The sequence below is a fragment of the Streptomyces sp. NPDC007983 genome (assembly GCF_042958345.1).
Taxonomy (GTDB): domain Bacteria; phylum Actinomycetota; class Actinomycetes; order Streptomycetales; family Streptomycetaceae; genus Streptomyces.
Window position 1 is genome coordinate 22,793 of record NZ_JBIBJI010000039.1, and the last position, 26,244, is coordinate 49,036.

A 26,244-nucleotide genomic window follows, 5' to 3' on the forward strand; every position below is an offset into this window, starting at 1 on the left:
CATTCACCACCCTTTTGACCGGTGACGACCTCGCGGAGCAGTAGCTTGTCCGGCCCGAAGTCACCTGCCAGAATGGTGCCGTGCACCCGGACCACGTTTTCGTATGCGGAAACCCGGCGCTCGACTTCGCCGCAACGCTCCGAGCGCGCCGCTCGGCGTGCTTCGAGATGTTCACGACGCCGGCCCGGCTGAACGCGTGGTACGTGGAGTCCGGCATCGTCGACGCGGTCTCCCCCGGCAAGGAAACCGACGTCGAGCAGGCGACGACCGTACGGGAAGCCATTTACCAGCTGGCCACCGCCCGTCGACTCGGGGAGGAGTACGACGGGGCGGCGCTGACCGTGGTGAACAACGCGGCACGCAAGCCACCCGCCGTGCCGCAGCTCACGCCGTCGGGGCGATGGACACAAGCCACGCCGGAGGAAGCCCTCTCCACGGTGGCGCGCCACGCCGTCGAGCTCCTGAGCGGGGCAGACGTTCCACTGCTCAAGGAATGCGGCAACCCGGAATGCACCCGCATCTACATCGACCGCTCGCGGGGCATGCGGCGGCAGTGGTGCGGCATGGAGTCCTGCGGCAACAAGATCAAGGCGGCCGCGTACCGCGCCCGCAAGAAGACCGGGCCTGCCGCGTCCCACTGATCCGAACCGGATCGCCGTCCACGGCGACGGCCCGGGCTCGCATGCTGGCATCCTCATGCGGGAGGCGTGTACGGTTCGCTACCCCCCGCGGGTATATTGGCCATCCGCTGACAGGAAACGTAGGTGGAAGCGATGACCGTGCGGAAGGTCCGGCTGACCCGCCCCCATAGGGGTGGCGTCCGCTGGGCACGCGCTGCCGTCGTCGCCCTGTTCGCGGCGCTCGCCGTCCTGGTCCACCACCAGGTGGCCGCGGCGATGACCTCGACATCGCCGAGCACCCCGCACGCGATGACCGCCATGTCGATGCCCATGGCCTCCGGTGGGCACGACACCCACCCTCGTGCCGCGTCAGCCACCGCCACGTCGGTGCTCCGGGCCGACCCGGTCATGCACGGGGACGGGAAGATGGCCTGCGGCGGCGTGGGCATGGAGCACTGTTCCGCCTCGGGTGTCGACACGCTGAAGCTCACGGCGCCGACTGCGATGTCGTACGCCGGGCACGACGCCGCTCCGCACGCAGCCGTCTCCGAGCGCGGCGCCTCCGGTACGGCGGAGCGTGCACCACCCGACCTCCTCTCCGTCCTTTCTCGTTTGCGCATTTAGGTCGCGCCCCACGGCATCCCCGCCCGGCGACAGGGCGAGGAGCCGTCTCCGCATGTGACCTGAACGGCATTTCGAGACAAGGACACCACCTCTGTGAACAGCGTCAATCGCCGATCCGTCCTGCTGGCCGGACTGGGAACGGCAGGCGCCGGTGCGCTCGCCGCCTGCAGCAACACCTCCGGTTCCGGCAGCACTCCGGGTCTGGTCAATCCCTCCGGTCCCGCGGTGACTCGCGTGGAGAAGAAGCGCTCATCCACCGGCACGGTGCATCAGCGGAGCCTGACCGCCGCACCCGTCAAGCTCGACCTGGGTGGCGGCGTCATGGCGAAGACCTGGGCGTTCGACGGGCGGGCCCCGGGTAAGGAGATCCGCCTCTCGGCCGGGGACACCCTGGCCGCCGAGTTGACCAATCAGCTACCGGGCAGGACCACCACGTCCATTCACTGGCACGGCCTGGCCCTGCGCAACGACATGGACGGCGTACCCCCGGCCACCCAGCGGGCGGTCCGCCCCGGATCGGCCTTCACCTACCGCTTCATCGCCGACACCCCCGGCACGTACTTCTTCCATCCCCACGTCGGCGTCCAGCTCGACCGTGGGCTGTACGCCCCGCTGATCGTCGAGGATCCGAGGGAGCCTCTGACCTACGACGACGAGTGGGTCGTCGTCCTCGACGACTGGCTCGACGGCGTCACCGGCACCCCTGATGAGGCATTCGCGGAGCTCAAGCAAGGCATGGGCGGGATGCACCACAGCGGTATGAGTGGCATGGGCGGCATGGACGGGATGAGCGCGTCGCCGTCCCCCTCCGGCTCCGCCGACGGTGGCATGTCGATGAAGTTCATGCTCATGGGTGCCGACAGCCGGCTCCTCGGTGGCGACGCAGGGGATGTGAAATACCCGCACCACCTGGTCAACGGCAGGGTCCCGAACGACCCGGACGTCTACACCGGCAAACCGGGCAAGCGAGTGCGGCTACGGATCATCAATGCGGGCGCGGACACCGCGTACCGGGTGGCACTGGGCGGACACAAGCTGACCATCACCCACACCGACGGCTACCCCGTCGAGCACCGGCAGGCAGACGCACTGCTCATCGGCATGGGAGAGCGGTACGACGTCCTGGTCACCCTCGAGGACGGCGTCTTCCCGCTGGTCGCGATGGCCGAGGGCAAAAAGGCGAGCGCCATGGCGCTGGTCCGCACCGGCTCGGGCAGGAAGCCGTCCTCGACCGTCCGCCCCAAGGAACTGGACGGCCTGATCATGAGCGCGTCCCAGCTGCGCGCCGCCGATGATGTGCGGCTGTCCTCGAAGAAGCCGGACCGGGTCCACCGCATCGAGCTGACCGGCGGCATGGACAGGTACGACTGGGCCATCAACGGCAGGAAGTTCGACATGAACAACCCGGACGCGCACCCTCTGCGCATCGAAGAGGGCCAGCGGGTACGGCTGGACTTCGTCAACGCCACCGATATGTGGCACCCCATGCATCTCCACGGCCACACCTACCAGCTCGGCAGCACGGGCCCGCGCAAGGACACCACCATCGTGCTGCCCAAGAGGAAGGTGTCCGTCGTCTTCGATGCCGACAACCCCGGCCAATGGATGCTGCACTGCCACAACGCCTACCACGGCGAGTCCGGGATGATGGCACTGGTGGCCTACCAGTCCTGAGCGTCCACGGCCCGGTTCGCGGCGGTGGGTGAGCCGCTGACGGACCTGCGTATGGCCGCCATGGCCCCGCCCGCCACCGTCGTGCTCGGACTCGGCGGCGCGGCCATGGCGGTCGAGCGAATACTCAGGCCTCGCCCACCACGGTCAAATCGTCGCCCAGAGCGACGGCGATCCGGGCGGCCCGGGAGTGATCGTCCAATCGGCGCGTCAGGTAGGCGCAGGAGTGCTGGTGCCGGAGCGACCACCAGGCGGCGGAGCCACCGATCCCTCCCTTGGCGATTTTGCCCTTGTCACGCACGAAGCCCAGTGTCCAGGTGATGTCGGTACCGAAGACCTCGTCATAATCGGTCACTTGGGATGCGAGCAGCTCGGTGTGGAGTTGCGGCCCCAGCAGTTCTCGTACCGGTCCGTCAGGGCTGGTGAGTTGGGAGAAGAACGCGCCCATGGCGGTTGCGGTCGTGTGCAGGTTGACCGCTCCGAAGACCGACTGCCGCCAGGCCCGGGAGTTGACCCGTTCCGTGTCCAAGGCCCCAGCGGGAATCCGGAGCCATGGTGCCGCGTGGAGTTGCCGCGGCCAGTTCGGGTCCGCGTACTCCAGGTCGGCGACGCGGCCCAGCTCCTGATCCGGTACGCCGAACCAGGCGTCAAGGCCGAGCGCGGGCCGTACCACATTGTTGAACATCCCCCCCAGCGTCACCCCGGCTCCCGCACGCAGAATGCCGTCGACCAAGTGCCCGTATGTCAGTGCGTGCTCCCCGAGCGATGTCCCGGGAACGTACTCCGGCGCGGCCCGCACCAGGCTTTCCCGCAGTCCACCGTCATCCAGCAGGTCGAGACCTGCGGCTTCCGGTCCGAAACGCGGCTGACCCGCCCGGTGTGTGAGCACGTGGCGGAGGGTGGTCCGCTCCTTGCCACGGCCCCCATACGCTCTCCAGTACCTGGCGATCGGCTCGTCCAGCGTCAGCGCGCCCTCGCGAACCGCCACCAGAGCGGCGAGCGTGACGAACGACTTCGACAGCGAGTAGGGCTGGACCAGGGTGTCGCCGCGCCAGGGACGGCTCCGCCCCGCGTCAGCCCACCCCGCATTGAGCCGGACGACCTCGCGGCCCTCCCGCCAGACCGACACACCCGCCCCTGATTCCAGCCCCTCGTCCACCAGCCGCTGGAACGTATGACGCACCGAGTCATAGCCGTCTGCGGTGAAACCCTCGACGTTCATTCCGCCCACCCCCACGTACGACCTTCCGCACCGATTCCGGCGATGATACCCCACCGGGGTATATGGCGGGCCCGCTGCGGCCGCGTCACCCTCAATCAGCCAATGACGTCATGGCCCCGGACTGACTGACTCCTTCAAGCCATGATGGTTATGCCCACAACCTTTCAAGCCATGACTACATGGAGATCGAACTCATGACGGACACGACACCGCACCTGGACGAGCGGCTCCGGCGCCCCTCGGGCATCCGGACCCTCACCCTCGGCGACACCAAGCTGACCCACGTCCCCGACGGCCAGGCCACGCTCAACGCCCGGATGCTGCTGCCGGAGCCCACCGAGGAGTTCTGGGCGCAGCACGCCGAGTACCTCGACGAGGGCACGCACCTGATGGCCAGCGTCGGGGGGCTGCTCGTGGAACGCGACGGCCGCGCCCTGCTCATCGACGCCGGGGTCGGCCCGCTGGAGGTGGGACCGCCGCTGAACCCGTACGGCGTCGTCACCGGCGGCACGCTGCTGGACAACCTCGCCACCCTCGGCCACAGCCCCGCGGACATCGAGGCCGTCGCCCTCTCCCACCTGCACAACGACCACTTCGGGTGGGCCTGGCACCCCGCCCCCGACAGCGACCGGCCCGCCTTCACCGGCGCCGACTACCTGGTCGCCGAACCCGAGTGGAACCAGCGCCACCTCCCCGCAGCCCAGGGCCTCGGCGACATGATCAAGGCCCTGGAGCCACAGGTACGCACCGTGGCCGACGGCGAGGAGATCTTCCCCGGCGTCCGCGTCAGGCTCACCCCGGGCCACAGCGCGGGGCACGCCGCCTACGTCATCAACGCCGGCGGGAAGCGGGTGATCGCCTTCGGCGACGCCTTCCACTCCCCCCTCCAGATCACCCACCCACTGTGGGAAAACACCTTCGACCACGACCACGGACAGTCCACCGGCCTCCGCCACCGCCTCGTCCTCGAACTCGCCGAACCCGACACCATCGGATACGGCACCCACTTCCCCGTGCCCTTCGGCCGCGTCCACATCGAGGACAACCAAGCGACCTGGCGCCCCATCGAACCGGCCTGACTTTTTACCTTCAGTCCCGGAATTGGAGTGCCGTGAACCTCGATCTCGCCGCCAGGACAGCCGTCGTCACCGTGCCGGCCGGGGCATCGGGCTCGCCACCGTCCGCACCCTGATCAGTGAGGGTGCCTGATCGAGCGCCGGGGAGCGATCGTCAACGTCTCGTCCATCCTGGCTCTGATGCCCGGGGGTTTCCCCGCCGCCATCAGCTCGGCCAAGGCGGCCTCACCGCGCTCGGCAAGTCCCTGGCCGAGGAATTCGGGCCGCGGGGCGTACGCGTGAACACCATCTCCCCCGGGCTGGTCAACACATCCGTCTACCAGGACCCCAACGGCCAGGTCGGCCGGTGGGCCGCCGCGTCCGGCATGAGCCTCGCCGCATTCGTCCAGCAGATGGTGAAGACCCAGAACGTCACGACCGGCCGCATGAGCGAGCCCGAGGAAGTGGCGGCCCTGATCGCCTTCCTCCTGTCCGACGTCGCCGGAAACATCACCGGCGCCGACTACGTCATCGACGGCGGCACGATCAAGACGTCCACGTGGTCGACGAGGACGAGGACTTCAGCCATGGGAATGCACCCCTGTGGGGAAGGATGGGGCGGTTGAGGGACGACCGGGCCGCGCAGACGGGGCTCCAGGGACTCCACCGGCTTCTTCTTGGCTGCCCCTTGAAGGAGGGGTAACGCGCCTCGCCGGACTGGTCGGTGACCGACACGACGGCCGGCAGCGACGCCTCCAGCTGCTCGGTGGCGGTGTCGCCGTCCCGGCGGCCCCTGACGGTGCCGCCCTCGACGGAGACGCTCGGAGAGCTGGGTGACCTGCGGGACGCCCAGGCGCTCCGCCAGCATCGCCGGCAGCACTCCATGGCGCCGTCGGTGGAGGCGATGCCACAGACGACCAGGTCGTAACCGGCCTTCTCGATCGCCTTGGCCAGCACCAGCGACGTGCCCACGGCGTCGGTGCCGTGCAGGTCCTCGTCCTCGACGTGCACCCCCTTGTCGGCACCCATCGACAGCGCCTTGCGCAGCGCGTCCCCCGCGTCCTCGGGGCCGACGGTGAGGACGGTGATCTCCCCGTCGTCGGCCGCTTCCTTGATCTGGAGAGCCTGCTCGACGGCGTACTCGTCCAGCTCCGAGAGCAGACCGTCCACGTCGTCGCGGTCGACGGTCAGACGCCATCGCCTGAGGACAACGCCAAGATCACTGCCTGCGGTCATGCGGACATGATGCCGCAGGCCGGGCAGAACAGCGTGGCCCGAAAACCACCAGGATCAGCGCCGCTCGGAGCGAGCTCGGTCCGCGACAACCAGGCAGGCTGGGCGGCCTCCGCGGCGCTCCGGGCGGACGGATAATCTGGGCCCGTCAGCGAAGATCGCAGAAGGGCGGAGAACATGGCAGACATCATGGAAACGGCGGCGCGCAAGGTGTTCGAGCGTTACGACGTCGACGGGGACGGCCTGGTCACCGCGGACGAATACCGCAAGGTCGTAGCGGAGCTGGAAGGCTCGGAGATCACCCAGGCGCAGGCCCAGGGGCTGATCGACTCGCTCGACACCAACGGCGATCGCCAGATGTCCTTCGAGGAGTTCTGGGCGGCCATGAACGGCTGACACCGCCGGTCCGGCACGCGCGGGCGCGGCACGTGCACCTGACGGCGGTGGGCATCGCCGTCAGCCCGGGCTATGTCCTGACGTCATGCGCCGCGGCGACGGTGGGGGCGTCTGCGCCCACCGCCCCGTCGCCAGGTCCAACGCGTCGTCCGGAAGGGGGAGTTCGGGGTGGGTGGTCAGCCGGGCCCACTCCAGCAGCCCGCCGGACGGGCCGCCGTGGACGCGGATGACCGCGGTGAGCACCGGGGTGTCCGGGGCGATTCCGAGGTGGCGGCGGACCAGTGGCGACGGGTTGTCGGCGCGCAGCGACCGGCGGACGGCGGTGGTCTCGTACCGGCCGGAGAGGATCTGGAGCATCTGCTGGGTGCGCAGTTCCTCCAGCGTGTGCCGGGCGCCGACCTCCGGACGCTGTACGTGGTGGGAGACGAGCAGGGGTACACCCGCCCGCTCGTGCGACTGCACGCACTGCCACAGCGCGCTGCCGGGCGCCGGCCCGAACGCCCGGCAGGCCTCGGCCGGCGCGGTCTCGACTCCCACCCGCAGCGGCCGGAAGGCAGATGGTGGCCGTCGATCTGCCAGCCCCAGGGAGCGGTGGCGGATGGCTCGCCCATGACGGTGAAGTAGAACGCCTCGTCGTTTCCACCGGTGGGAGCGGCGGTCGGCGTGGCACCCGACCCCGTACCGTCGTCGGCCACCGCCTGAACCGCGGCCGCCCCGCCCATGCCGGCCATGGCCGTCGCCCCGCTGGCGATCATCAGCCGCTTCATGAACGCGCGCCGGTTCGTCCCCGCCCGCTGTTCCGTCATCCCAACCCCTTCGCGATATGTCTCACGGCCCGGCCGGATGGCCCGCCGACGGAAGGGGGCTAGGGACGCCGTATAACGGGAAGCTGGGGCGAGCCTGAACACACCGGTGGCTTCAGGCTCAGGCCCAGCGCTTCAGGAATTCGATGGCCGCGGAGTCGACCTTCTCGGGATGCGAGGCGCTGAGGAAGTGCTGGCCGCCCTCGATGATCTCCAGGCGCGCCTCGGGGGATCCGGTGAACATCCGTATTTCCTCCTGGGCGTTCGGTACGGAGTACACCTGGTCCTCGGTGCCGTGCAGCCACAGGACGGGGCAGAGGACGTCGTCGAGCCTGCCGTGGAGCCCGTCGCGGTCCCGCAGGTTCACCGTGCTGAGGCGCAGACGGCGGCGTCCGGCGTCACCGGTGTAGTTCGCACGGTAGGTGGTGAGCCAGAACTCGCGTTCCTCGGCCGAGACGCCGCCCAGGGCCGTGTCGAGGACGGCGTCCACGACCTCGTCCGGCACGACCCAGTCCTCGCCGACCGGGTCGGCGAGGGCGTCGACGAGCGGCGTGTTGAACCCGATCCCGTCCCAGCACCCCAGGTCGCGGCTGCGCGGGCTCTCGAAGTCCATCGACGTGCCGAGCGTGATGAGGCCCCTTACGACGCCCGGGGCGAGCAGCGCCATGCGGGCCGCCACCCAGCCGCCCTGCGAGGTTCCCAGCACGAAGGCCTCGTCGATCCCGAGGGCCTCGAGGGCCTGCAGGTTCGCGATCGCGCTGTCCCAGTAGGTGAAGTGCTGGTACGCGGACCTCGTGCGGCCGTGCCCGTACGGCTCGAGGGCCAGCAGGTTGGCCGCGGACCCGAGGTCCGGGTCGGCGAACTGCGGCCGGTACAACTCGGCCGAGGTGGTGTACGAGTTGATCAGGACCAGCGTCGGGAGCGCGGGGTCGTACGGCTTGTCGAAGGTGTACCCGATGGTCGATCCCCCGAGGTGGGGGATCTCGACGGTCTGTTCAATCTTGCTCATGGTGTACTCCTCGATTCGTACGCCGCACACGGGGATCTCTGAGAACCGGACTTCGAAGCGGAGGACAACTCCGCTCAAGTCCGTTGCCATGATGGGCAGATGATCCACATGATGTCGAATGATGGCTCCGCATCGCGGTATGGCCCGGCGTGGTGGCCCTATTCGGTGCGCAGGGCCGTGGAGGTTCGGGCCCTGGCGGCCCAGCCGGCGGGCAGGAGCGCGCCCAGGGCGGCGATGAGCAGGCCGCCGAGTGCCAGCGGGAGCAGTTCGGCCGGGTGGTAGACGGCGATGACGGAGTCGGGGAAGCGGAGCCCCACGCTGTCGCCCATCGCGGGGAGGACCCAGCCGTGCAGGGTCACGCCGAGCGGCACGCCCAGAGCGCCGGCGACCAGTCCGGTGACGGCGACCGAGGTGAGGACCATGGCGATGGTCTGCCGGGGGGTCATGCCGAGCGCCTTGTGGACACCGATCTCCCGGACGCGCTCTCGGGTGTCGAGCAGCACGCCGTTGAGCACGCCGAGCGCGGCGACGGCGACGAGCATCAGCGTGAGGGTCACGGACAGCGCGTTGAGCGTGACGACCATGTCGCCGCCGGCGTCGAGCCCACCAACCTGAGCGGTGGCCCCCAGCGGTGCCAGGTCCCTGTTCAGCGCGTCGACGTAACCGGTCACGTCGGTGCCCGACCGGACCGCGATGTGATGGCTCGTCTCCGTCAGGGCGGGATGTGCGGCCCTGAGGGTCGAGGCGTCGGTGAAGACCTGCATGCCGTCGTTGCGGGGGTCGAGGACCTCGCCGACGATCCGGACCGTGACCGGCTCGGACAGGCCGTTCAGGGTGACGGTGTCGCCGACGCGGCTGCCGGTGGCGGCCAGGAAGGGGGTCGGGACCACGGCCTCGCCGGGCCGGTCGATCCAGCGGCCCGAGACCATCGTGTAGCCGCCCCAGGAGGCGTCTCCGGTGAAGGCGGTCACGTCGATGGTGCCGGTCAGGCCGGACACGGTCGCCCGTACGGTCGCGGCGCCGTAGTACTTCCCGGTTCCGGCGGCGGCCTTGATGGCCGCGGCGACCGCGGCGGGATCGGCCTCGGGCCGCTTCTCGGCGGCAGGGCCCTGGGGCCCGACGTCCGGCAAGGGCGCGGGCACGACGACATCGGCGGCGTCGTGCGCCCTGGCCTTCATCACCTGGCCGAGCGAGGCGCCCATCCCCACGGTGAACGTGACGGCGATGGCGCCGAACAGGATCGCCGTGCCCATGGCCAGCGCGCGGGCGGGCCGCGCGAAGGGCCGGGCCAGGCCCAGGGCGACCGGCTGCGGCATCGGCAGCCGTCCGGCCATGCGGACCGCCCACCGGCCGCGTCCCGCCGAAGCGGTACGCCCGACGGCGAGCGCGTCGACCGTTCGCAGCCGCCCGGCCCGCCAGGCACTCGCCCACGCGGTCACCGCCACCAGACCGAGCACCCCGGCGATCACCGCCAGGTCGACCCAGGGGGCGATGGCCGGGGACGAGGTGCCGTAGACCTCCCCGGTCTCGGCCAGTACGGGGACGGCGAGCAGGTGGCCGACGAGGACACCGAGGGCCGTGCCGACGGCGGCCGGGATCAACGCCTGGCCCACGTAGGCCCGCACGACCTGGGCCGGGGTGAAGCCGACGGCCTTGAGGATGCCGATGCGGCGCGTTCCCGTGCCGACGGCCGACGCCACGACGTTGCCGACGATGAGCACCGACATGACCAGGCCCAAGGCGCCGAACGCGATGAGGAACGGGACGTAGACGGCGGTGTCACGCTCGGAGGTCTTCTTGACGGTGAGCCAAGACTGTTCGCCGACGGCCGTTCCCGGTGGCAGGGATTCCGTCGCGGCCTTGCCGCCCGCGGTGATCTGCGCGGCGGTGCCCGCGTCGGTGAAGCGGTAGAGCATCTGGTAGCCGCCGCTGCCGGGCGCGGTGAGCGCCGGCATCTGGGACGGAACCACCCAGGCGCCGGCGGTCTGCGTGACCGAGCGGGCCACACCGACCACCGTCAGCGTCGGACCGCCGGGCAGGTCGGGGAAGGCGATCTTCATGCCCATGGCCGGGAAGAGCGAGGAGTTGGCGGACAGCACGATCTCGCCGGGGTGCGTGGGCCACCGCCCCTCGAGCAGTGCCACCTCGTCCACGTCCCGGCCGGAATCGCCCCGGCCGACCACGGTCATCGGCCATCCGGAGCCCGGCCCGTCCGACCGCGGAGTGACCGTCGCCGTACGGAACGGCCCGGCCGCACCGCTCACCCCTTCGGCGCCCTTGGACTTCGACAGCTGCCCGGCACTCACCTTGCCCGCGTCGAACTGCACGGACAGATGCGCGCCGTGCTGCTCGGCGAAGGCATCGTCGAAGGGCGCGCCGGACACCACGAGCAGCGATCCCCCGAGGACGGAAGCGGCCACCGCCATCATCGTGGCGAGCCCGATCACCAGCGTCTGCACCCGGCGCCGTCCCACCCCCGAGCGCACCACCTTGCCGAGCGCGCTCATCGGACGACCTGCGAGGCGACGGCCTGCGACGGGACATCTTCGGTGATCCGGCCGTCGGCGATCCGGACCGTACGGCTCGTGCAGGACCGGGCCAACGCCAGGTCGTGGGTGACCACGACGATGGTCTGGCCTTCGGCGTTGAGGCCGGTGAGCAGCCTGCTGACGTCCTGTCCGGCGGCCGTGTCCAGGGCCCCGGTCGGCTCGTCCGCCAGGAGCAGCGCCGGCCGGTTCATCAACGCCCGGGCCACCGCGACGCGCTGCCGCTCACCGCCGGACAGCCGCCCCGGGCAGGCGCGGGCGTGCCGGTCGATGCCCAGCAGTTCCAGGAGCTCGGCCGCCCGGCGGTCCGCCTCGCCACGTGCCATCCCCGCGAGGCGCGCGGGCAGGACGACATTGTCGGTGACGGTCAGATCGTCGAGCAGGTTGAAGAACTGGAAGATCATGCCGATCTTCGACCGCCGGAAGAGCGCCGAACCGGCCTCGCCCAACTGGTCCACCCGCATCCCGTCCACCGTGACGGTCCCCGTATCGGGCCGGTCCAGGCCCGCGATCAGATTGAGCAGCGTGGACTTGCCGCTGCCGGAAGGCCCGAGGATCGCGACGGCCTCACCGGGCCGCACGGTCAGCGACGCCTCGTGCAGAGCGGGCGGACCGTCGTCGTATCGGCGGCTCACCTCGCGCAGTTCGATCACCGGCGTGGTCATGAAAGGCTCCTTGGGTAGGGGCGGTTGGCTGCGTGAACGCTAGGAGCGGGCCCGGCCCGCACGCGTCGCCCGTCCGGACCCTTTGCGGTACCGCGTCGGGTTGAGCCCCGGAGACGTCATCCCTGCGATGTAGGCGGGTGATGTATCCGGTGCGCCGGGAATGACCGCCGGGACGGACTCCGCGGGTCCGCGCGGCGGCGACAATGAACCGGTGATGGACGCAACGACGACGCCGGCGCGGCTGCGGGAAGCCGCCCGCCGGACGGTCCGCGACGCCGGGCTTCCGAGCGGGCCACCGCTGCGGCCCACCCGGCGCGCCCGGCAGTTCGACGCGCTGGTGGCACTGGCACTCGGAATCGCCACCGTCTACTACGGCATCGACAACGTCGACAACGTCGTGGTGCGGGAGATCGCACCCGGCGTGGAGGTCGTCGTGCCACGCCCGACCGGGCCCGGCGGCCTGGTTCTCATGGTGACCCTTGCGGCCATCGCCTCGGGTGCCCTGGCGCTGCGCCGCCGCTACCCGCTCGCCGTGCTGTGCACAGTGACGGCCGCGACGCTGGCGACACCGCAGAGCGTCCTGCGGCTGACCTTCTACGCGTTCGTCATCGCCGTCTACAGCGCCGCCGTGTACAGCCCGTACCGGGTGGCGACCCTGGCGGCGCTGCCGGTGTCGGTCGTCCTGGTCGGCACCTCGGGGAACTCGGTGACACCGATCGTCCCCAACGAATACATCGCCCTGCTGATCCTGGTCCCGATGGCCGTGGCCGCCCTGGGCTTACGTACCTGGAAACTCCGGACCGACGAGGGCCGCGCCCGGCTCTCGGCCCTGGAACGCGAACAGGCCGAGGCGCTGCGCCGGGCCGTCGAGCACGAGCGGGCCAGGATCGCCCGCGAACTGCACGACGTCGTCACGCACAACGTCAGCGTGATGATCATCCAGGCGGGTGCCGCCCGCAAGATCATGACAGCCTCCCCCGAGCAGGCAGGCGAGGCGCTGCTCGCCGTCGAGGCGGGCGGCCGGGCGGCCATGACCGAGCTGCGCCACGTCATGGGACTGCTCACCATGGCCGACGAGGGCGAGGGTACGGACGGAGAAGCGGAGTTGGCCGATACGGCGGCGGTGCCGGCCCCGCAACCCGGCCTGGACCAGCTGGAAACGCTGGTCGGACGGGTCCGGGACACCGGACTGCCCGTCGACCTGACGGTGACCGGCCCGCCCCGCCCTCTCCCGCCCGGCCTCGAACTCGCCGCCTACCGCGTGGTCCAGGAAGCCCTGACCAACACGGTGAAGCACGCGTCCGGCGCCACCGCCGCCGTGACCGTCGAATACGGCCCCGAACGGCTCCGGGTGGAGGTCACCGACACCGGCGGACACCCGACCCGGGCCACCGGAAGCGGCCGGGGCCTGATCGGCCTGCGCGAGCGCCTCGCCGTCCACGACGGAACCCTGAACACCGGCCGGCGCCTGACCGGCGGCTACCGTGTGGAGGCCCTGATTCCCTTGGAGACACCGTGACCGAGCCGCTGCGTGTGCTCCTCGCCGACGACCAGACCCTGGTCCGCACCGGGTTCCGGTTGATCCTCGGCGCCGACGGCATCGACGTCGTCGCCGAGGCGACCAACGGAGCCGAAGCGGTCGAGGCGGTCCGCCGCACACGTCCCGACGTGGTCCTGATGGATGTCCGGATGCCCGAGATGGACGGCCTGGAGGCCACCCGCCGCATCCTCACCAGCGCCCCCGACGACCCCCGCGTCATCATCCTGACCACCTTCGACCTCGACCGATACGTCTACGCGGCTCTGTCCGCCGGGGCCAGCGGTTTTCTCCTCAAGGACGTCACCCCCGAGCATCTGACCGCGGCCGTCCGCACGGTCCGTACCGGCGACGCCCTCCTCGCGCCCGCCATCACCCGCCGCCTCGTGCAGCGTTTTGCCGGAGGCGGACATCGAGACAGTGCCGGAGGCGGACATCGAGACAGTGCCGGAGGCGGACATCGACACAGCGCCGGAGGCGGACACCCACACAGCACCCAGCGCGGTAGCGACACCGCCGCCCTCCACCGCGACCTCGTCTCGCTCACCCCGCGCGAACTGGAGGTCCTCGGCCTGCTGGCCCGCGGGCTGAGCAACGCCGAATTGGCCACCCGCCTCCACTTGGCCGAGGCGACCGTCAAGACGCACGTCGCCCGTATCCTCGCCAAGCTCGGGCTCCGTGACCGGGTCCAGGCCGTCATCGTCGCCTACGAGACAGGGCTGGTCAGCGCGGGCGAAGGCGAGGCCACCGAGCAGGCGTAGGCCGCCCTCGGCACGCAGTACCATCTAGCGGTACTGTAAGTTCGCCAGATGGACGAGGAAGGTGGCAGTCCCATGCAGAAGGCGGTCGGCGAGGGCACGGACGGGGTGCGCAGTGTGCTGCGCGCCCTGGACCTGCTCGCACTGTTCGACGAGTCCCACCGCTCGCGTACGGTACGCGAGCTGATCGACGCGTCAGGGCTGGCGAAGTCGACGGTGGTGCGCCTGGTGGCGACGCTGGAGCAGCGGGGTCTGCTGTGGAACCGCGGTGACGGGCGCCTGGTCCCGGGGGCGGGGCTGTTGCGCTGGGCGACGCTGGCGCAGGATGCCTGGCGCCTGCCGCCGGAGGCGGTGGACTGTCTGCGGGAGGTGTCGGTGCGGTCCGGCGGTGAGTCCTCCCGGATCTATGTGCGGCAGGGTCTGGGGCGGGTGTGCGTGGCGCAGCACGAGGGGACTCAGCCACTCCGGCATGTGGTGCGTATCGGAGAGGAGATGCCGTTGGGCGCGGGCGCCTCCGGGCACGTACTGCTGATCGGCTGTCCGCAGGAGTTCGTACACGCGGCGGCGGAAGCCTCGGGGCGAGGCGCTGAGTTCGAGCAGGTGCTCGCCGCCCGGGTGCGGGCGGCGCGGGAGCAGGGGTGGGCGTCCAGTGACGGGGAGCGTGAGGACGGAGTGGCCGGTGTGGCCGCTCCCATCGTCGGTGAGGACGGCCAAGTCGTGGCCGCTCTTGCCCTGGGTGGTCCCAGCAACCGGTTCACATCCGAGCGGGTGGCGGCGTTCGTTCCGGTGCTGACCGAGGCTGCCGGGCACTTGTCGACGCTGCGTTTCCTCAACGGCAGCGCCATCTGACGTCAGCGCCGTGTGTGCGCGGCGGCCGGCCTCACGGGCACCGCTGTGAGGAGGGGTCCTCACGCCGCAGGTCGCGCGGTGCGGACCCGTCGTAGGAGGGCAGCAGCCGGCGCGGGATGGGCCCCTTGATGCGGGTGCCTGCCGTCTTCTCCTCCCAGCCGTGGGCGAGGATCCCGACGCTGCGGGAGAGGACGAACAGGCCGCGGCCCATCTCCGGTGCGAAGCCGAGTTCGCTGTAGACGATGGCGGTGACCCCGTCGATGTTCATGGGGACGGGACGGCGGCGGCCCTTGGCCAGGGCCCGTTCCAGCGCGGTGCCGGCCTGGAGAGCCCGGCCCGGTACGTCACCGTTCTTGACGGCCTGGGCCACCTGGCCGAGCAAGGGGTCGCGGCGGGGGTCGTGCGGGTGGAAGCGGTGTCCGAAGCCGGGGACGTGGCGGCGCTCGGAGCGGTGGGCGGCGACAAGGTCCTCGGCGGCCCGGTCGAGGTCGCCGTCCTCGCCGGCCTGCTGGGTGAGGTCGGCCAGGAGCTGCATGCACTGCTGGCCGGCGCCTCCGTGGACGTCGCCGAGGAGATTCACGCCGGTGGCCATCACGCTGTTCAGGCCCAGTCCGCAGGTGGCGGCCATGCGGGCGGCGGCGATGGAGGGCGCCTGGGGGCCGTGGTCGACGCTGGCGACCAGCGCGGCTTCGAGGAGCTGGGACTGGGCGCGGGTGGGCAGGTCGCCGCGGACCATGAGCCAGATCATGTCCGGGAAGGACACCTGGCCGATCAGCTGTTCCACCGGGTACCCGCGCAGCAGGATCTCGCCGGGCCGGATGCGGCTGACGGCGGTGGTCCACCAGTCGCTGACCTCGGGCAGCGGTTCGGTGTTCGGCGCGCCGCCGGCGGGGGTGCTCATACGGTGCCTCGTTCCTTCATCGCAGTGATCTCGTCCGTGCCGTAGCCGAGTTCGGCCAGGACCTGGTCGGTGTGCTCGCCGAGCACCGGTGGCGGGGTGGCGTCGTCGACGGCGACGCCGTCGACCTGGAAAGGGCTGCCCAGCACGCGCAGCGGGCGGGAGCGCCCGCCGGGGAAGGGCAGGGTGCGCACGAAGTCCCGTTCGGCCAGCTGCTCCAGCCCCAGCGCGTCGGGCACGGACAGCACCCGGGCGGCGGGCACCCCCGCGTCGGAGAGGATGTCCTCCCACTCCTTCGCCGTACGCAGGCTCAGCCCCTTCTCCACCTCGTGGCGCAGCTCGTCCCGGTGCGTCTTGCGGTCCGCGGGGTGGGCGAACCGTTCGTCGTCGATGAGGTCCGCGCGACCGATGAGCCGGCACAGCGTGGTGAACTGCTGCTGCCGGTTGGCGGCGATGTTCAGATGGCCGTCGGCGGTGGCGAAGGTGCCCGACGGGGCGGCGGTGAAGTTCTCGTTGCCCATGGGCTGCGGCGGGTGCCCGGTGATGAGGTAGTTCGACGTCACCCAGCCCATCGCGGTGAGCGCCGACTCCAGCATCGACACATCCAGGCAGGCCCCCGCGCCGGTGCGCTCGCGGCGCACCAGGGCGGCGGCGACGGCGTACGCGGCGGCCATACCGCCGAGGGTGTCGGCGACGGGGAACCCGGCACGCAGCGGACTGTTCTCGGGAGTGCCGGTGACGCTCATCATGCCGGACAGGCCCTGCACGATCTGGTCGTACGCCGGGCGGCCCCGCAGCGGTCCGCTCTGCCCGAACCCGGAGATCGCGCAGTAGACGAGCCGCGGGTTCTCCTCGCGCAGGGCCTGCCAGCCCACGCCCAGCCGGTCCATGACGCCCGGGCGGAAGTTCTCGATCAGCACGTCGTACTCGCGTACGGCGCGCAGCAGCGCCTCACGCCCCTGCGGGTCCTTGAGGTTCAGGGTGAGGGAGCGCTTGCCGGCGTTCTGCGCCAGGAAGGACGCCCCGAGCAGGTCCTCGCTCAGTTCACGGTCGGCGCCCAGCCGGCGTGCCAGGTCCCCCGACTGCGGCATCTCCACCTTGAGGACCTCGGCGCCGTGCAGGGCGAGCTGGTATCCGGCGAAGGGGCCGGCCAGGACGTTGGTGAGGTCCAGCACGCGCACGCCGTCCAGCAGCGCGAGCGGGGCTTGGTCGCCGAGCGGGGCTTGGGTGTCGTACGAGGTCAACTGGCTTCCCTCCAGGGCAGTTGAGCGTGGTCAGGGTGCGGGCCGCGTCCGGCAGGGCGGGAACGACGAGGCGGCGGCGCCCTCCATCACACCATCGAACCGCACCACGGCACAAGAGTTCCATCTAGTGGTACGCACGGAGGGTCACCAAGGCAGCCGCACCGACGAAATCGCGCGGCGCCGGCTGTTGCCAGGAGGCGAACGCCTTCGTAGCATCGCCGCACCATACAGCGGAACGTCGGTACCACTAGACGGTACGCATTCATGGCAAAGGAGCCGCAGTGACGACACCCACGCAACCGCCCAGCCGCCGACCTCTGGTCCAACCCCGCGTCGCCCTGGCCGCGATCTTCGGCACGACCGTCGAGTGGTACGACTTCGCCCTCTACGGCATCGCCGCCGGCCTCGTGTTCAACAAGCTGTACTTCCCCGGCAGCAGCCCTCTGGTCGGCACGATCCTCGCCTTCGGAACCTTCGCCATCGGCTTCCTCGCCCGCCCCCTCGGCGGCGCCTACTTCGGCGAACGCGGAGACACCAAGGGACGCAAGGGCGTACTCGTCGCCACACTCCTGCTCATGGGCGCGGCCACCACGGGCATCGGCCTGCTGCCCACCTACAGCCACATCGGCATCGCGGCACCGATCCTGCTGACGGCGCTCCGCTTCGTCCAGGGCTTCGCCGCCGGTGGCGAGAAGACCGGAGCGCTGATCATTCTCTTCGAGAACGCTCCCCCCAAGTGGCGGGGCCTGCTGACCTCATTGCCCGCCATCGGCACCGGCACCGGCACCCTGCTGTCCACCGGAGCCTTCGCCGTCATCACCGGCCTGCTCTCCGAAGACGCCTTCCTCTCCTGGGGCTGGCGCATCCCCTTCCTGCTCAGCGCCGTCCTCACCTTCTTCGGCCTGTGGGTGCGGCGCTCCCTGCCCGAAACCGCCGACTTCCAGCGCGAAGCCACGCCTCAGACGCCCGCCCCCGCACTCCCCCTGCGCCGGCGCATCGCCGAAAGCCGCTGCATGAGCGCCTGGCGCCGCTACCCGAAGGAAATGCTCATCGTCATCGGCGCCGGCGCGGCCGAGAACGCCGGCTACTACGTCTTCGGCACCTTCTCCCTCACCTACGCCGACGACCGCGGACTGGCCACCGCCGGCCTCCTCAGCGGCATCACCGCCATCGCCGCCGTCAAACTCCTCACCGTCCCCCTCTTCGGCGCCCTGTCCGACCGCATCGGCCGGCGCCCCGTCTCCATCCTCGGCGCCGCCCTCCTGCTCGCCTCCGCCTGGCCCTTCTTCCAGATCGTCGACACCGGTGAGACGTGGGCCATCTGGGCCGCGCTCTTCGTCACCCTCGGCATCGGCCAGTCCGCCGTCCTCGGCTCCCAGCCCGCCTTCTTCGCCGAACTCTTCGACACCAGCGTCCGGTTCAGCGCCGTCGGCATCGCCAACAACATCGGCACCGTCCTCACCGGCGGACTCGCCCCCATGCTCTGCTCCGCCCTCCTGCTCTGGTTCAACCACAGCATCACCGGCGTCGTCATCTTCATCGCCCTCATGAGCGCGCTGACCATCCTCACCGTCGGCCTCGCCCGCGAGACCCGGCACACTCCCGGTGACGAAACCGCCCCGACCGGTCCGATCGGCCTCCAGAAGACGCACTGAGCGGCTTCGCCGCCGACCGGACACCGGCCTCGGTGCCGGTGCGCCTGCGCTGACCACCGGTCACGGCGAGGCCCGCGGCGGTTCCCGGCCCCCGCCCGGCGGGAAGAACGGCGCGAAGGCGATGCCGCCGGGGGCCGGATAGCGTTCCTCCATGGCTATGCAACTGCTGCCCTTCGACGAGGCCCTGGTGGACCGCATGATCGAACTCGCGGACCTGCCCTGGAGCCGGCAGGCCTTCGAGGACGTCTTCGCGCGCAACGGCTGGTGTGCCGGCGAGGACCCCGAGGCGCCGGGCGTGGGCTGGGAAGAACCCTGGTGGATCAGCGGGGAGGAAATGGTGGACGACTGGTGGCTGTTGCTCGGGGAGGCCCCCGGGTGCCGCCACCAACCGGACCCCACCGTGGTCTGCGATCACCCCGCCTGCCGGACGGGGTGCTTCGTGGAACACCCCTTCGCGTACTTCACCGATCCGTCCGACCCGGAGGAGTGGGACAACGAGTTCGGCCCCTTCCACAGCCGGGCGGATGTGAACCCCGAGGCCACGGCCGAGGACTTCGCGGCCCAGTACGGGCGGGTGTCCGGGATGCTTTGCGCCCGGCTCGGCGACCCGCTGCCCGAGGGCGCGTGCGATCCCCTCGGGGACGAGGAGACAGTGAACAGGTGCCTGGTGTGGGAGCGGGGCGAGTCCTGGGTGGTGCTGCTCGTCGCCGAGGACCTGATCACGTACGGCGCGTACGACCGGGCCGGTATCCAGGTGCGCCCCAGGACCTGACGTGGCGACCGGTTGACCTGCGGCATGTGGATGCCGAGGCCGGCTTCGTCCGGACGCGGACCGTGCGCGGGGGGTGGGAGCACGGTGACCGGGTGCCTGGGATAGCGTCATCTCATTCCAGACGAGCGAGGGGGACGTCGTGCGGGTTCAGGTGCATCGGCGTGGGCAGGGTGCCCGCCGATGGATCATCTTCGGGGTGATCGCGTTCGGAGCGGTGTTCTTGGTCATCGGGTTGATCTTTGCGGGGGTGTCGGTCTCGTTCCTGACGGACGCGAAGCGCGCGCAGGGCACGGTGGTGGCGCTGGAGTGGCGGAACGACAGCAGCGGCGCGTCTCGCAAGGCGACGCAGAGCAACAAGCCCGCGGCGTACCCGGTGGTCGAGTTCACGTCGGCGGACGGCACCTCGAGGACGTTCCGCAGCTCGACGGGTTCCAACCCACCGTCCTACGACGAAGGTGAGCGGGTCGAGGTGCTGTACCGCGCCGATTCCCCCGGTGACGCGCGCATCAACGGATTCGTCTCGCTGTGGCTGCTGCCACTGGTCTTCGGTGGGCTCGGGCTGTTGATCACGGGGATCGGAACGGGCATTGCCGTGGCGCGGCGGCGGCGTTCCTAGACCAGGCGCGCGTTCGGTGGTGAGTGGGTCAGGCGAGCGGATCGAGGACGAGGTATCCGTCCACGCGGGACACCTGGCCGGTGTCCGGGTCGGGGGGAAGGGCGTGGCCGAGGTCGCCCGCGCGGACTTCACCGATCCACTGGTCGTGCTGGTACTCGTGGTTGATCAGGGCGACCAGAAGATGTGTGGCGACGACGGTGAGCTGGGCCGGGGCGGCGACGCGGCCGACGGCGATGTCGTTCATCCGGGCGTGCACACGTTCGGCGACGGTGTCGCGGAACTCGGCGAGCCGTGTGACGGTGGGCAGCGCACCGCGGAACTTCTCGGGCTGTGCGGAGTCCATGAGCGCGTCCAGTTCGGGGTCGGGACTGGGCTCGGCCGCGGTGAGGTTGCGGACCACGAAGTGGGCGACATGGGCCTGGTGGCCGAGGTGCCAGCCGATGGCGCTGGAGTTGTCGTGCGGGCGCCAGGTCACCTCGTCCGGGCTGAGGTCCTTCCACAACGCGTCGGTGTAGGCGCGGGCGCGGTCGTACTCGCGTAGCAGGGCGGCTACCTCGTGCATGGGATCACCTGTGGGTGCGGGGAGAGAGCGGTCAGAATGGCGCGGGCGGCGCGCTCGGCGCCGGCCAGCGCGCCTTCGATGTGTCCGGCGTGGCCGGTGGTGGTCTCCGTCGACGCCCAGTGGAGCCTCCCGTCGAGGGCTGGTCGCTGGTACAGGGGGTGGCCGAAGAGGCCGTAATCGCCCAGTTGGTGCACGCCGGGGGGCGAGGTCCAGTGCTCGGTGCTCCAGTCCTGGACGTGCAGGGCCTCGGGGTGGGCCGCTGCCGGACCGAACAGCTCGGTGAGTTGGCCGGTGACGGCCTGCCGGAAGCCGGGCCCCGCCGCGGTGGCGGGGGCGAACCCGAAGAGCGCCGCCGGGTGGCCCCGGGGGCCGGACATGTCGTGGAGTTCCTGCATGGGGCCACTGCGGCTGAAGACGGCCCCGGCCAGTCCGTCCGCGCGCCAGAACGCCTCGCGGTAGACGGCGACGACCTTGGCAACGGCGCTCATTCACACCGGAGTTGAGGCGGACAGGCGGACGAGGTCGGTGGGCAGTTGCACGCCGAAGTCGATGCGTGCCAGCGCCAGGGCTGGCGGCACGGCGAGAACGACATGGGCGGTGTGGTGGACCGCGTCCGGAGTGTGGACGGCGAGACCCGCGCCCGTGACATGGATCGCCGTCACGGGCGTGTTCAGGCGGAGGGTCGTGTTCAGGCGGAGGGTGCCGGTGGGCAGGGCGGCGGCCATCCGGTCGGTCAGGGCATCGGCGCCGCCCGTGTAGCGGTGGGCGGGTACGTCGATGGGGTTGCCCGGCAGCCGGTGGACACCGTTGACGTCCTGGAAGAGGGCACCGCCGACGGTGTGCTGTGCGAAGGTGTCCAGGCCCAGCCGGGCGACGAGGGCTCGCATCCGCTGCTCCCCGTCCCAGAACCAGGTGGCCCCCAGATCGAGACGGCCCTCCCGCTCCTCCCGGTCGGCCGGAGTGCTGAGGAGGCGTCCCCCGGGTCGGCTACGGGCCTCCAGGCACAGGGTGTCCAGCCCGGCGTCGGTGAGGGCGGTGGCCGCGGCCAGTCCCGCGGCTCCCGCGCCGATCACGGCCACGGGCCGACCGTCTGAAGGCGGCATACGCGGCTTCCTCTCTTCTCGCGTGCCCCTCGGGCGGTGCGCCCGAGGGGCATAGGGGGGTGGGTACGTCAGGCGGTGGGGGTCAGGATCGTGCGGAACCGGGCTTGCCCGGCCTGCTGGGCCTTCGGGGCTTCGGCCGCCTGCTCCAGTGGCGCCGTCTGCACCTGTGGCCGCACGCCGCTGGCCAGGGCGAACCGCATCGCCTGCTCGGTGTCGGCCGGGGTGCCGGTCACGTGGCCGGTGACGCTGCGGGCGTGCATGACCAGCTTGTCCAGCGGCAGTCGCAGCGGGGTGCCGTCGAATCCGACGACGGTGAGGCGGCCGTGCGGCACCAGGCCGTCGATGAGTCCCGCAAGCGGCTCACCGCTGGCGGCCGTGGACAGGATCAGCCGGCAGCCGTCCAGCTCACGCAGTAATGTCCCGGCCTCCTCACGAGAGGCGTCGAGGTAGTGATGTGCGCCCAGTTCGGTGGCCGTTCGCCGCTTGTCCTCGCCGCGGGCGATGGCCACCGTCTCGAAGCCCATCGCCCTGGCGAACTGCACCGCGAGGTGTCCCAGGCCGCCGATGCCCACGACGGCGACCCGGTCACCCGGCTCGGCTCCGCTGCGCCGCAGGGCGTTGAAAGTGGTCACCCCCGCGCATCCGAAGGGTGCGGCCTCCGCCATGGAGAGCCCGTGCGGGATGCGAACGAGGGCACCGGCCGGGACGGTGATGGTGGACGCCCAGCCACCGGCGTACGACAGCCCGGGGATCCGGCGACGTGGGCAGTGGACCACGTCGCCGGACCGGCACGCCGTGCACGAGCCGCAGCTGCCACCGAACCAGCCCACCCCCGCCCGCTCGCCGGTCTCCCAGCCGTGCACGTCCGGGCCCAGCTCGGCGACCACACCGGCCACCTCGTGGCCCGGGGTGATGGGAAAACCACCGGCCGGGGAGGAGTCCGCGGCCATACCGGCGTCGGCGCCGCAGATCCCCGACGCGACGACGTCCAGGCGCACCTCCCCCGGCCCGGGCCGGCGCGCCGTCACCGGCGCCACCAACACGAGCCCGCCGGGCTCCCTCACCTGCGCAGCCTGGTGGACTCGGCGGGCGTCGCGGGACACGGAAATCACTCCTGACGAAAACAGTTCCATTCAATAGCGGGCATTCCCGGCCGTTGGATGATGGCCATGGGGAATGCCCGGCTGCCGCCGCGAATTGGCGGAGCAGATGCCCTACCGTAGATCGGCCCCCGGCGGGCGGTAGAGGACGCTTACGAATAGGGCTATATCCTATGCTTATGACTGCGAGGAGTTCAGGATGAATATCGAGGGATTGCGCTATGCACAGGCCGTGTCCCAGACGAGATCCTTCAGCGCCGCGGCGCGGGACTACGGCGTCACCCAGCCCGCGCTGTCGAACGGGGTGGCCCGCCTGGAGGAGGAGCTCGGCGTCAAGCTCTTCGACCGCTCGCCACGCGGGGTGAAACCCACGGCCCACGGCGCCCGCATCCTGCCCATGATCAACCACGCTCTCGGGGCGCTGGATTCGATCGTGGTCGAGGCCGGGCGCCTGGCCCGTCCGGCGACCGGAAGCATCCGGGTGGATGTCTCGCCCCTGATCGGGGCCGACCTCGTGGCCCGCGCCTTCGACGCCGCCCGTGGCCTGTCCCGGTCGCGCGACCTGGTGCTGCGGGAAGCCGATCTCGATCTGCTGCGCGGGGCGCTGAAGGCGGGCGAGCTGGATGTCCTGCTGGTGCCCGCGGTGGAGGCCATGCCGGCCTACCGCCATCGGACCATCCTCACCGAGCCCATGGTGGTCGTCGACCCGGCCGCGCCCGCCGGTGACGAGGGCCCGCTCGAACTGGACGCCGCCGCCGCGGCCTACATCCTCGTCCCCGACACCTGCGGGCTGACCACGTTCACCACCCAGCTCTTTCGGAACAACGACCTCGCGCTGCGCACCTATCCGGGCGAAGCCGCCAGCTATCGCGTGCTGGACGAGTGGGCGGGCATGGGGGTGGGCGCCGCCCTCCTGCCCCGCTCCAAAATCACCCACCGGCACACCAACTGCCGCCCGCTGGTGCGGGCCGGTACGCCTGTCGAGATCTCCTACGAGGCGGTCTGGTCCCGCGAAAACCCTTTGGCCGCCGATCTGGAGAAATTCGGGGAATCCCTCGCCGAGGCCGCCGCCCATCATTAGCTTCGCCTATGGCCGTATCACCGATGCTCCTCTACCGGGCCGCCGCCGGAAAATCTACGGTTACCCCTCAAAGCCGCGACATCGCAGCGCGCCGCGGCGACCGGAATTTCGACCGTCTTGCGGATGCGCCCTATTACTCCAGCCGTAGATTGTTATGTGCCCTGGTCTTGGGGCTGTCTGTCGCTGGCGGAAACTCAGGTGGCCTCAGCGCACGATCTGGGTAGAGTCGGGCAATGCCCGAGCTGAAGCGGCTGCATGCCGGCCACGCCCCGGCGGTCCTTGCCTTCGAGCTGGCGAACCGCACCTACTTCGCTACCTCGATCTCCGACCGCGGCGACGACTTCTTCGACCAGTTCACCGACCGGCACAACGCCTCGCTGGCCGAGCAGGAGGCCGGCATCTGCGCCTTCTACGTGCTCGTCGCTGAGGACGGTTCGGTGCTTGGCAGGTTCAATCTGTACGACTTGGAGGACGGCACTGCCAGACTCGGCTACCGGGTCGCGGAGCGGGTCGCCGGCCGCGGCGTGGCGACCGCGACCGTCCGGGAGCTGTGCCGGATGGCGACAGCGATGCACGGCCTGCGCACACTGCGGGCGGCCACCTCCCACGACAACGCCGCGTCCCAGAAAGTCTTGGCCAAGGCCGGGTTCGTCCCGGTTGGCCCTGCCACCCCGGCCGATCTCGGCGGCAAGTCAGGTACCTGGTATCAGCGCGACCTCCAGCGATAGACCTTGATCTTGCTCGTGGGTCGGCTGCGGGAAGGCTGCGGCCACCGCTGATCATCGGTGTGTGAAGACTAACGATCTTGCGGTGGCCGCAGGTCACAGCGTAGACCCTGCCCGCTGGCAGGAAGCGTTCGAGGGCCTGATGAGCCGGATAGCCGGCCGGTTCGCCCGGGTCGAACCCCGGCGTCGGGTACGGGATCTGGTGCTGGGGCTGCTGTCGGACCTGCCACGCAAAAACTGCTGGAGCATCGCCGAGTGGGCCGGAGAGGCCACGCCGGACGGTATGCAGCACCTGCTCGGCCGGGCCCGATGGGACGCCGACGCCGTGCGCGATGACGTGCGCGAGTACGTCCTGGAGCATCTGCACGACGAGGGTGCAGTGCTGGTGGTCGACGAGACCGGGGACGTGAAGAAGGGCACGCACACCGTGGGTGTTCAGCGCCAGTACACCGGCACCGCTGGGAGGATCGAGAACTCCCAGGTCGCCGTCTACCTCGTCTACGCAAGCCGCCGTGGGCATGCGGCGGTGGATCGTGAGCTATACGTCCCTCGCTCGTGGACGTGCGATCCGGACCGCTGCCAGGCGGCGGGACTGGGTGAGGACATCGCCTTCGCGACCAAGCCTGAGCTGGCCTCCTGCATGATCGGCCGGTTCGTTGACGCCGGCCACCACGTGGGCTGGGTCGCGGGCGACGAGGTCTACGGCGGCAACCCCAAGCTGCGGACCGCGCTGGAAGACCGCGGGGTCGGCTACGTGCTCGCCGTCGCCTGCTCCCATGAAGTCACTACCGGTGCGGGGAAGTTACGCGCGGATGCCCTGGCCGCGAAAATGCCCAAGCGTGCCTGGCAGAAGCTGTCGGCCGGGGCCGGTGCGAAGGGGCATCGCTTCTACGACTGGGCCGTCATCGACCTGGCTGAACCCCGATCCGGCCACCACCAGCTGCTGATCCGCCGCAACCGCACCACCGGTGAACTCGCCTACTACCGCAGCTTCTCACCCGCCCCGGCGCCCCTGACCGCCCTGGTCCGCGTCGCTGGATCAAGGTGGCGGGTGGAGGAGACCTTCCAGTCCGGAAAGGGCCTGGCCGGACTCGACGAGCACCAGGTCCGCCGCTACACCTCCTGGTCCCGCTGGGTCACCCTGGCCATGCTCGCTCACGCCTTCCTCGCCGTTGTCCGCGCCGACGAACACGCCCGACACCCCGCACCTGACGGGCTCATCCCACTCACCTGCAACGAGATCCAGCGACTGTTCATCACCTTGGCAGTCCGGCCCGTGCACGAGGTAGCCCACCGGCTCGCCTGGTCCGCCTGGCGACGCCACCACCAGGCCCGAGCCCGAACAAGCCATTACCGACGACAAGCCGCGAATCAGACATGAAGATCACGATCTACGGCTGGAGTACTAGTACTGCAACGGTGCTTGCCGTGACTGGTGGCCAGCTCAGTCGTTGGTGTGGTTATGGGTGGAGACCTTGCTGATGTCAGGTTGTGGGCGGG

General features: G+C 70.5%; 24 protein-coding genes and 3 pseudogenes. 15 read left to right on the top strand and 12 right to left on the bottom strand.

Annotated elements, in window-relative coordinates; translation table 11 throughout:
* Nucleotides 1–80 precede the first annotated feature (80 nt).
* From ACFZCY_RS44200 to ACFZCY_RS44210, 3 genes are all read left to right on the top strand, one after another.
* The gene (locus tag ACFZCY_RS44200; protein ID WP_391187281.1) at nucleotides 81–641 is read left to right on the top strand and encodes an ABATE domain-containing protein; all 561 of its coding nucleotides are present in this window, start codon (nucleotides 81–83) and stop codon (nucleotides 639–641) included.
* 132 nt (nucleotides 642–773) lie between these two features.
* Nucleotides 774–1,244, top strand: coding sequence for a hypothetical protein (locus tag ACFZCY_RS44205; protein ID WP_391187283.1), 471 nt, complete (start codon nucleotides 774–776; stop codon nucleotides 1,242–1,244).
* Between the two features lie 93 nt (nucleotides 1,245–1,337).
* Nucleotides 1,338–2,918 (top strand): multicopper oxidase domain-containing protein, encoded by a 1,581-nt coding sequence (locus ACFZCY_RS44210; protein ID WP_391187285.1) that lies wholly within the window; start codon nucleotides 1,338–1,340, stop codon nucleotides 2,916–2,918.
* A gap of 124 nt (nucleotides 2,919–3,042) precedes the next feature.
* On the opposite strand, the gene ACFZCY_RS44215 is transcribed toward ACFZCY_RS44210, so the two are convergent.
* Complete coding sequence (locus tag ACFZCY_RS44215; RefSeq protein WP_391187287.1) at nucleotides 3,043–4,137, bottom strand: serine hydrolase; 1,095 nt, start codon at nucleotides 4,135–4,137, stop codon at nucleotides 3,043–3,045.
* Between the two features lie 194 nt (nucleotides 4,138–4,331).
* On the opposite strand from ACFZCY_RS44215, the gene ACFZCY_RS44220 reads away from it, so the two are divergent.
* Together ACFZCY_RS44220 and ACFZCY_RS44225 are read left to right on the top strand one after the other, a co-directional pair.
* Nucleotides 4,332–5,216: an MBL fold metallo-hydrolase gene (locus ACFZCY_RS44220; RefSeq protein WP_391187289.1), complete on the top strand. Its 885-nt coding sequence runs from the start codon at nucleotides 4,332–4,334 to the stop codon at nucleotides 5,214–5,216.
* 126 nt (nucleotides 5,217–5,342) lie between these two features.
* Nucleotides 5,343–5,746, top strand: a pseudogene (locus ACFZCY_RS44225) (SDR family oxidoreductase); the annotation flags it as partial.
* Here the strand turns inward: ACFZCY_RS44225 and ACFZCY_RS44230 are convergent.
* Nucleotides 5,739–6,428 carry an electron transfer flavoprotein subunit beta/FixA family protein gene (locus ACFZCY_RS44230; RefSeq protein ID WP_391187291.1) on the bottom strand — a complete coding sequence of 230 codons (690 nt, stop codon included), beginning with the start codon at nucleotides 6,426–6,428 and terminating at the stop codon, nucleotides 5,739–5,741. The pseudogene ACFZCY_RS44225 and the gene ACFZCY_RS44230 overlap by 8 nt on opposite strands.
* Nucleotides 6,429–6,602: 174 nt before the next feature.
* Here ACFZCY_RS44230 and ACFZCY_RS44235 point away from each other — a divergent pair, with 174 nt between their 5' ends.
* On the top strand, nucleotides 6,603–6,821 hold the full coding sequence (locus tag ACFZCY_RS44235; protein WP_391187293.1) for an EF-hand domain-containing protein: 219 nt from the start codon (nucleotides 6,603–6,605) through the stop codon (nucleotides 6,819–6,821).
* Nucleotides 6,822–6,881: 60 nt separating this feature from the next.
* Here the strand turns inward: ACFZCY_RS44235 and ACFZCY_RS44240 are convergent, their stop codons facing one another.
* The 5 genes and pseudogenes from ACFZCY_RS44240 to ACFZCY_RS44260 all read right to left on the bottom strand — a co-directional run bounded on the left by ACFZCY_RS44240 (nucleotide 6,882) and on the right by ACFZCY_RS44260 (nucleotide 11,844).
* Complete coding sequence (locus tag ACFZCY_RS44240) at nucleotides 6,882–7,358, bottom strand: UTRA domain-containing protein (RefSeq protein WP_391187295.1); 477 nt, start codon at nucleotides 7,356–7,358, stop codon at nucleotides 6,882–6,884.
* 29 nt (nucleotides 7,359–7,387) lie between these two features.
* Nucleotides 7,388–7,729: pseudogene (locus ACFZCY_RS44245) on the bottom strand (hypothetical protein); the annotation flags it as partial.
* A gap of 16 nt (nucleotides 7,730–7,745) precedes the next feature.
* Nucleotides 7,746–8,633, bottom strand: a complete 888-nt coding sequence (locus ACFZCY_RS44250) for an alpha/beta fold hydrolase (RefSeq protein ID WP_391187297.1) — start codon at nucleotides 8,631–8,633, stop codon at nucleotides 7,746–7,748.
* Between the two features lie 158 nt (nucleotides 8,634–8,791).
* Complete coding sequence (locus ACFZCY_RS44255) at nucleotides 8,792–11,140, bottom strand: FtsX-like permease family protein (protein WP_391187299.1); 2,349 nt, start codon at nucleotides 11,138–11,140, stop codon at nucleotides 8,792–8,794.
* A complete protein-coding gene (locus tag ACFZCY_RS44260) occupies nucleotides 11,137–11,844 on the bottom strand; it encodes an ATP-binding cassette domain-containing protein (RefSeq protein ID WP_391187301.1) in 708 nt (235 codons plus the stop codon). Before ACFZCY_RS44260 ends, ACFZCY_RS44255 begins: the two co-directional genes overlap by 4 nt.
* A gap of 214 nt (nucleotides 11,845–12,058) precedes the next feature.
* Between ACFZCY_RS44260 and ACFZCY_RS44265 the strand changes: the two genes are divergently transcribed.
* The 3 genes from ACFZCY_RS44265 to ACFZCY_RS44275 are packed head-to-tail and all read left to right on the top strand — an operon-like array spanning nucleotide 12,059 to nucleotide 14,988.
* A complete protein-coding gene (locus ACFZCY_RS44265) occupies nucleotides 12,059–13,363 on the top strand; it encodes a histidine kinase (protein WP_391187304.1) in 1,305 nt (434 codons plus the stop codon).
* Nucleotides 13,360–14,142, top strand: coding sequence for a response regulator (locus ACFZCY_RS44270; protein ID WP_391187306.1), 783 nt, complete (start codon nucleotides 13,360–13,362; stop codon nucleotides 14,140–14,142). The genes ACFZCY_RS44265 and ACFZCY_RS44270 overlap by 4 nt, the downstream gene beginning before the upstream one ends.
* Nucleotides 14,143–14,190: 48 nt before the next feature.
* The gene (locus tag ACFZCY_RS44275; RefSeq protein WP_391187308.1) at nucleotides 14,191–14,988 is read left to right on the top strand and encodes an IclR family transcriptional regulator C-terminal domain-containing protein; all 798 of its coding nucleotides are present in this window, start codon (nucleotides 14,191–14,193) and stop codon (nucleotides 14,986–14,988) included.
* Between the two features lie 31 nt (nucleotides 14,989–15,019).
* Here the strand turns inward: ACFZCY_RS44275 and ACFZCY_RS44280 are convergent, their stop codons facing one another.
* Both ACFZCY_RS44280 and ACFZCY_RS44285 read right to left on the bottom strand, forming a co-directional pair.
* Entirely contained in the window at nucleotides 15,020–15,889 is an 870-nt protein-coding gene (locus ACFZCY_RS44280) for a citryl-CoA lyase (protein ID WP_391187310.1), read from the bottom strand.
* A complete protein-coding gene (locus ACFZCY_RS44285) occupies nucleotides 15,886–17,130 on the bottom strand; it encodes a CoA transferase (protein ID WP_391187313.1) in 1,245 nt (414 codons plus the stop codon). The genes ACFZCY_RS44280 and ACFZCY_RS44285 overlap by 4 nt, the downstream gene beginning before the upstream one ends.
* Before the next feature lie 281 nt (nucleotides 17,131–17,411).
* On the opposite strand from ACFZCY_RS44285, the gene ACFZCY_RS44290 reads away from it, so the two are divergent.
* The 3 genes from ACFZCY_RS44290 (at nucleotide 17,412) to ACFZCY_RS44300 (ending at nucleotide 20,173) form a co-directional block, all read left to right on the top strand.
* A complete protein-coding gene (locus ACFZCY_RS44290; protein ID WP_391187315.1) occupies nucleotides 17,412–18,785 on the top strand; it encodes an MFS transporter in 1,374 nt (457 codons plus the stop codon).
* 151 nt (nucleotides 18,786–18,936) lie between these two features.
* A complete protein-coding gene (locus tag ACFZCY_RS44295) occupies nucleotides 18,937–19,557 on the top strand; it encodes a hypothetical protein (protein WP_391187317.1) in 621 nt (206 codons plus the stop codon).
* A 196-nt stretch (nucleotides 19,558–19,753) separates the two neighbouring features.
* Entirely contained in the window at nucleotides 19,754–20,173 is a 420-nt protein-coding gene (locus ACFZCY_RS44300; RefSeq protein ID WP_391187319.1) for a DUF3592 domain-containing protein, read from the top strand.
* Between the two features lie 28 nt (nucleotides 20,174–20,201).
* Here ACFZCY_RS44300 and ACFZCY_RS44305 read toward each other — a convergent pair whose 3' ends face one another.
* The 3 genes and pseudogenes from ACFZCY_RS44305 to ACFZCY_RS44315 form a co-directional block, all read right to left on the bottom strand.
* Nucleotides 20,202–20,735, bottom strand: a complete 534-nt coding sequence (locus ACFZCY_RS44305) for a DinB family protein (protein ID WP_391187321.1) — start codon at nucleotides 20,733–20,735, stop codon at nucleotides 20,202–20,204.
* A pseudogene (locus ACFZCY_RS44310) lies at nucleotides 20,723–21,838 on the bottom strand (flavin monoamine oxidase family protein). Before ACFZCY_RS44310 ends, ACFZCY_RS44305 begins: the two are co-directional and overlap by 13 nt.
* A 68-nt stretch (nucleotides 21,839–21,906) precedes the next feature.
* Nucleotides 21,907–22,902 carry an alcohol dehydrogenase catalytic domain-containing protein gene (locus ACFZCY_RS44315; RefSeq protein ID WP_391187323.1) on the bottom strand — a complete coding sequence of 332 codons (996 nt, stop codon included), beginning with the start codon at nucleotides 22,900–22,902 and terminating at the stop codon, nucleotides 21,907–21,909.
* Between the two features lie 235 nt (nucleotides 22,903–23,137).
* On the opposite strand from ACFZCY_RS44315, the gene ACFZCY_RS44320 reads away from it, so the two are divergent.
* The 3 genes from ACFZCY_RS44320 to ACFZCY_RS44330 all read left to right on the top strand — a co-directional run bounded on the left by ACFZCY_RS44320 (nucleotide 23,138) and on the right by ACFZCY_RS44330 (nucleotide 26,125).
* On the top strand, nucleotides 23,138–24,019 hold the full coding sequence (locus ACFZCY_RS44320) for a LysR family transcriptional regulator (protein ID WP_391187325.1): 882 nt from the start codon (nucleotides 23,138–23,140) through the stop codon (nucleotides 24,017–24,019).
* Between the two features lie 233 nt (nucleotides 24,020–24,252).
* Entirely contained in the window at nucleotides 24,253–24,747 is a 495-nt protein-coding gene (locus tag ACFZCY_RS44325) for a GNAT family N-acetyltransferase (RefSeq protein ID WP_391187327.1), read from the top strand.
* A gap of 139 nt (nucleotides 24,748–24,886) precedes the next feature.
* On the top strand, nucleotides 24,887–26,125 hold the full coding sequence (locus ACFZCY_RS44330) for an IS701 family transposase (RefSeq protein ID WP_391187329.1): 1,239 nt from the start codon (nucleotides 24,887–24,889) through the stop codon (nucleotides 26,123–26,125).
* Nucleotides 26,126–26,244 lie beyond the last annotated feature (119 nt).

Coding starts and splice junctions, on each gene's coding strand:
- ACFZCY_RS44235 (WP_391187293.1), top strand. CDS start 6,603: ATGGCAGACATCATGGAAACGGCGGCGCGCAAGGTGTTCGAGCGTTAC.
- ACFZCY_RS44295 (WP_391187317.1), top strand. CDS start 18,937: ATGGCTATGCAACTGCTGCCCTTCGACGAGGCCCTGGTGGACCGCATG.
- ACFZCY_RS44230 (WP_391187291.1), bottom strand. CDS start 6,428: ATGACCGCAGGCAGTGATCTTGGCGTTGTCCTCAGGCGATGGCGTCTG.
- ACFZCY_RS44330 (WP_391187329.1), top strand. CDS start 24,887: ATGAGCCGGATAGCCGGCCGGTTCGCCCGGGTCGAACCCCGGCGTCGG.
- ACFZCY_RS44215 (WP_391187287.1), bottom strand. CDS start 4,137: ATGAACGTCGAGGGTTTCACCGCAGACGGCTATGACTCGGTGCGTCAT.
- ACFZCY_RS44205 (WP_391187283.1), top strand. CDS start 774: ATGACCGTGCGGAAGGTCCGGCTGACCCGCCCCCATAGGGGTGGCGTC.
- ACFZCY_RS44280 (WP_391187310.1), bottom strand. CDS start 15,889: ATGAGCACCCCCGCCGGCGGCGCGCCGAACACCGAACCGCTGCCCGAG.
- ACFZCY_RS44275 (WP_391187308.1), top strand. CDS start 14,191: ATGGACGAGGAAGGTGGCAGTCCCATGCAGAAGGCGGTCGGCGAGGGC.
- ACFZCY_RS44325 (WP_391187327.1), top strand. CDS start 24,253: ATGCCCGAGCTGAAGCGGCTGCATGCCGGCCACGCCCCGGCGGTCCTT.
- ACFZCY_RS44305 (WP_391187321.1), bottom strand. CDS start 20,735: ATGCACGAGGTAGCCGCCCTGCTACGCGAGTACGACCGCGCCCGCGCC.
- ACFZCY_RS44320 (WP_391187325.1), top strand. CDS start 23,138: ATGAATATCGAGGGATTGCGCTATGCACAGGCCGTGTCCCAGACGAGA.
- ACFZCY_RS44255 (WP_391187299.1), bottom strand. CDS start 11,140: ATGAGCGCGCTCGGCAAGGTGGTGCGCTCGGGGGTGGGACGGCGCCGG.
- ACFZCY_RS44260 (WP_391187301.1), bottom strand. CDS start 11,844: ATGACCACGCCGGTGATCGAACTGCGCGAGGTGAGCCGCCGATACGAC.
- ACFZCY_RS44250 (WP_391187297.1), bottom strand. CDS start 8,633: ATGAGCAAGATTGAACAGACCGTCGAGATCCCCCACCTCGGGGGATCG.
- ACFZCY_RS44265 (WP_391187304.1), top strand. CDS start 12,059: ATGGACGCAACGACGACGCCGGCGCGGCTGCGGGAAGCCGCCCGCCGG.
- ACFZCY_RS44220 (WP_391187289.1), top strand. CDS start 4,332: ATGACGGACACGACACCGCACCTGGACGAGCGGCTCCGGCGCCCCTCG.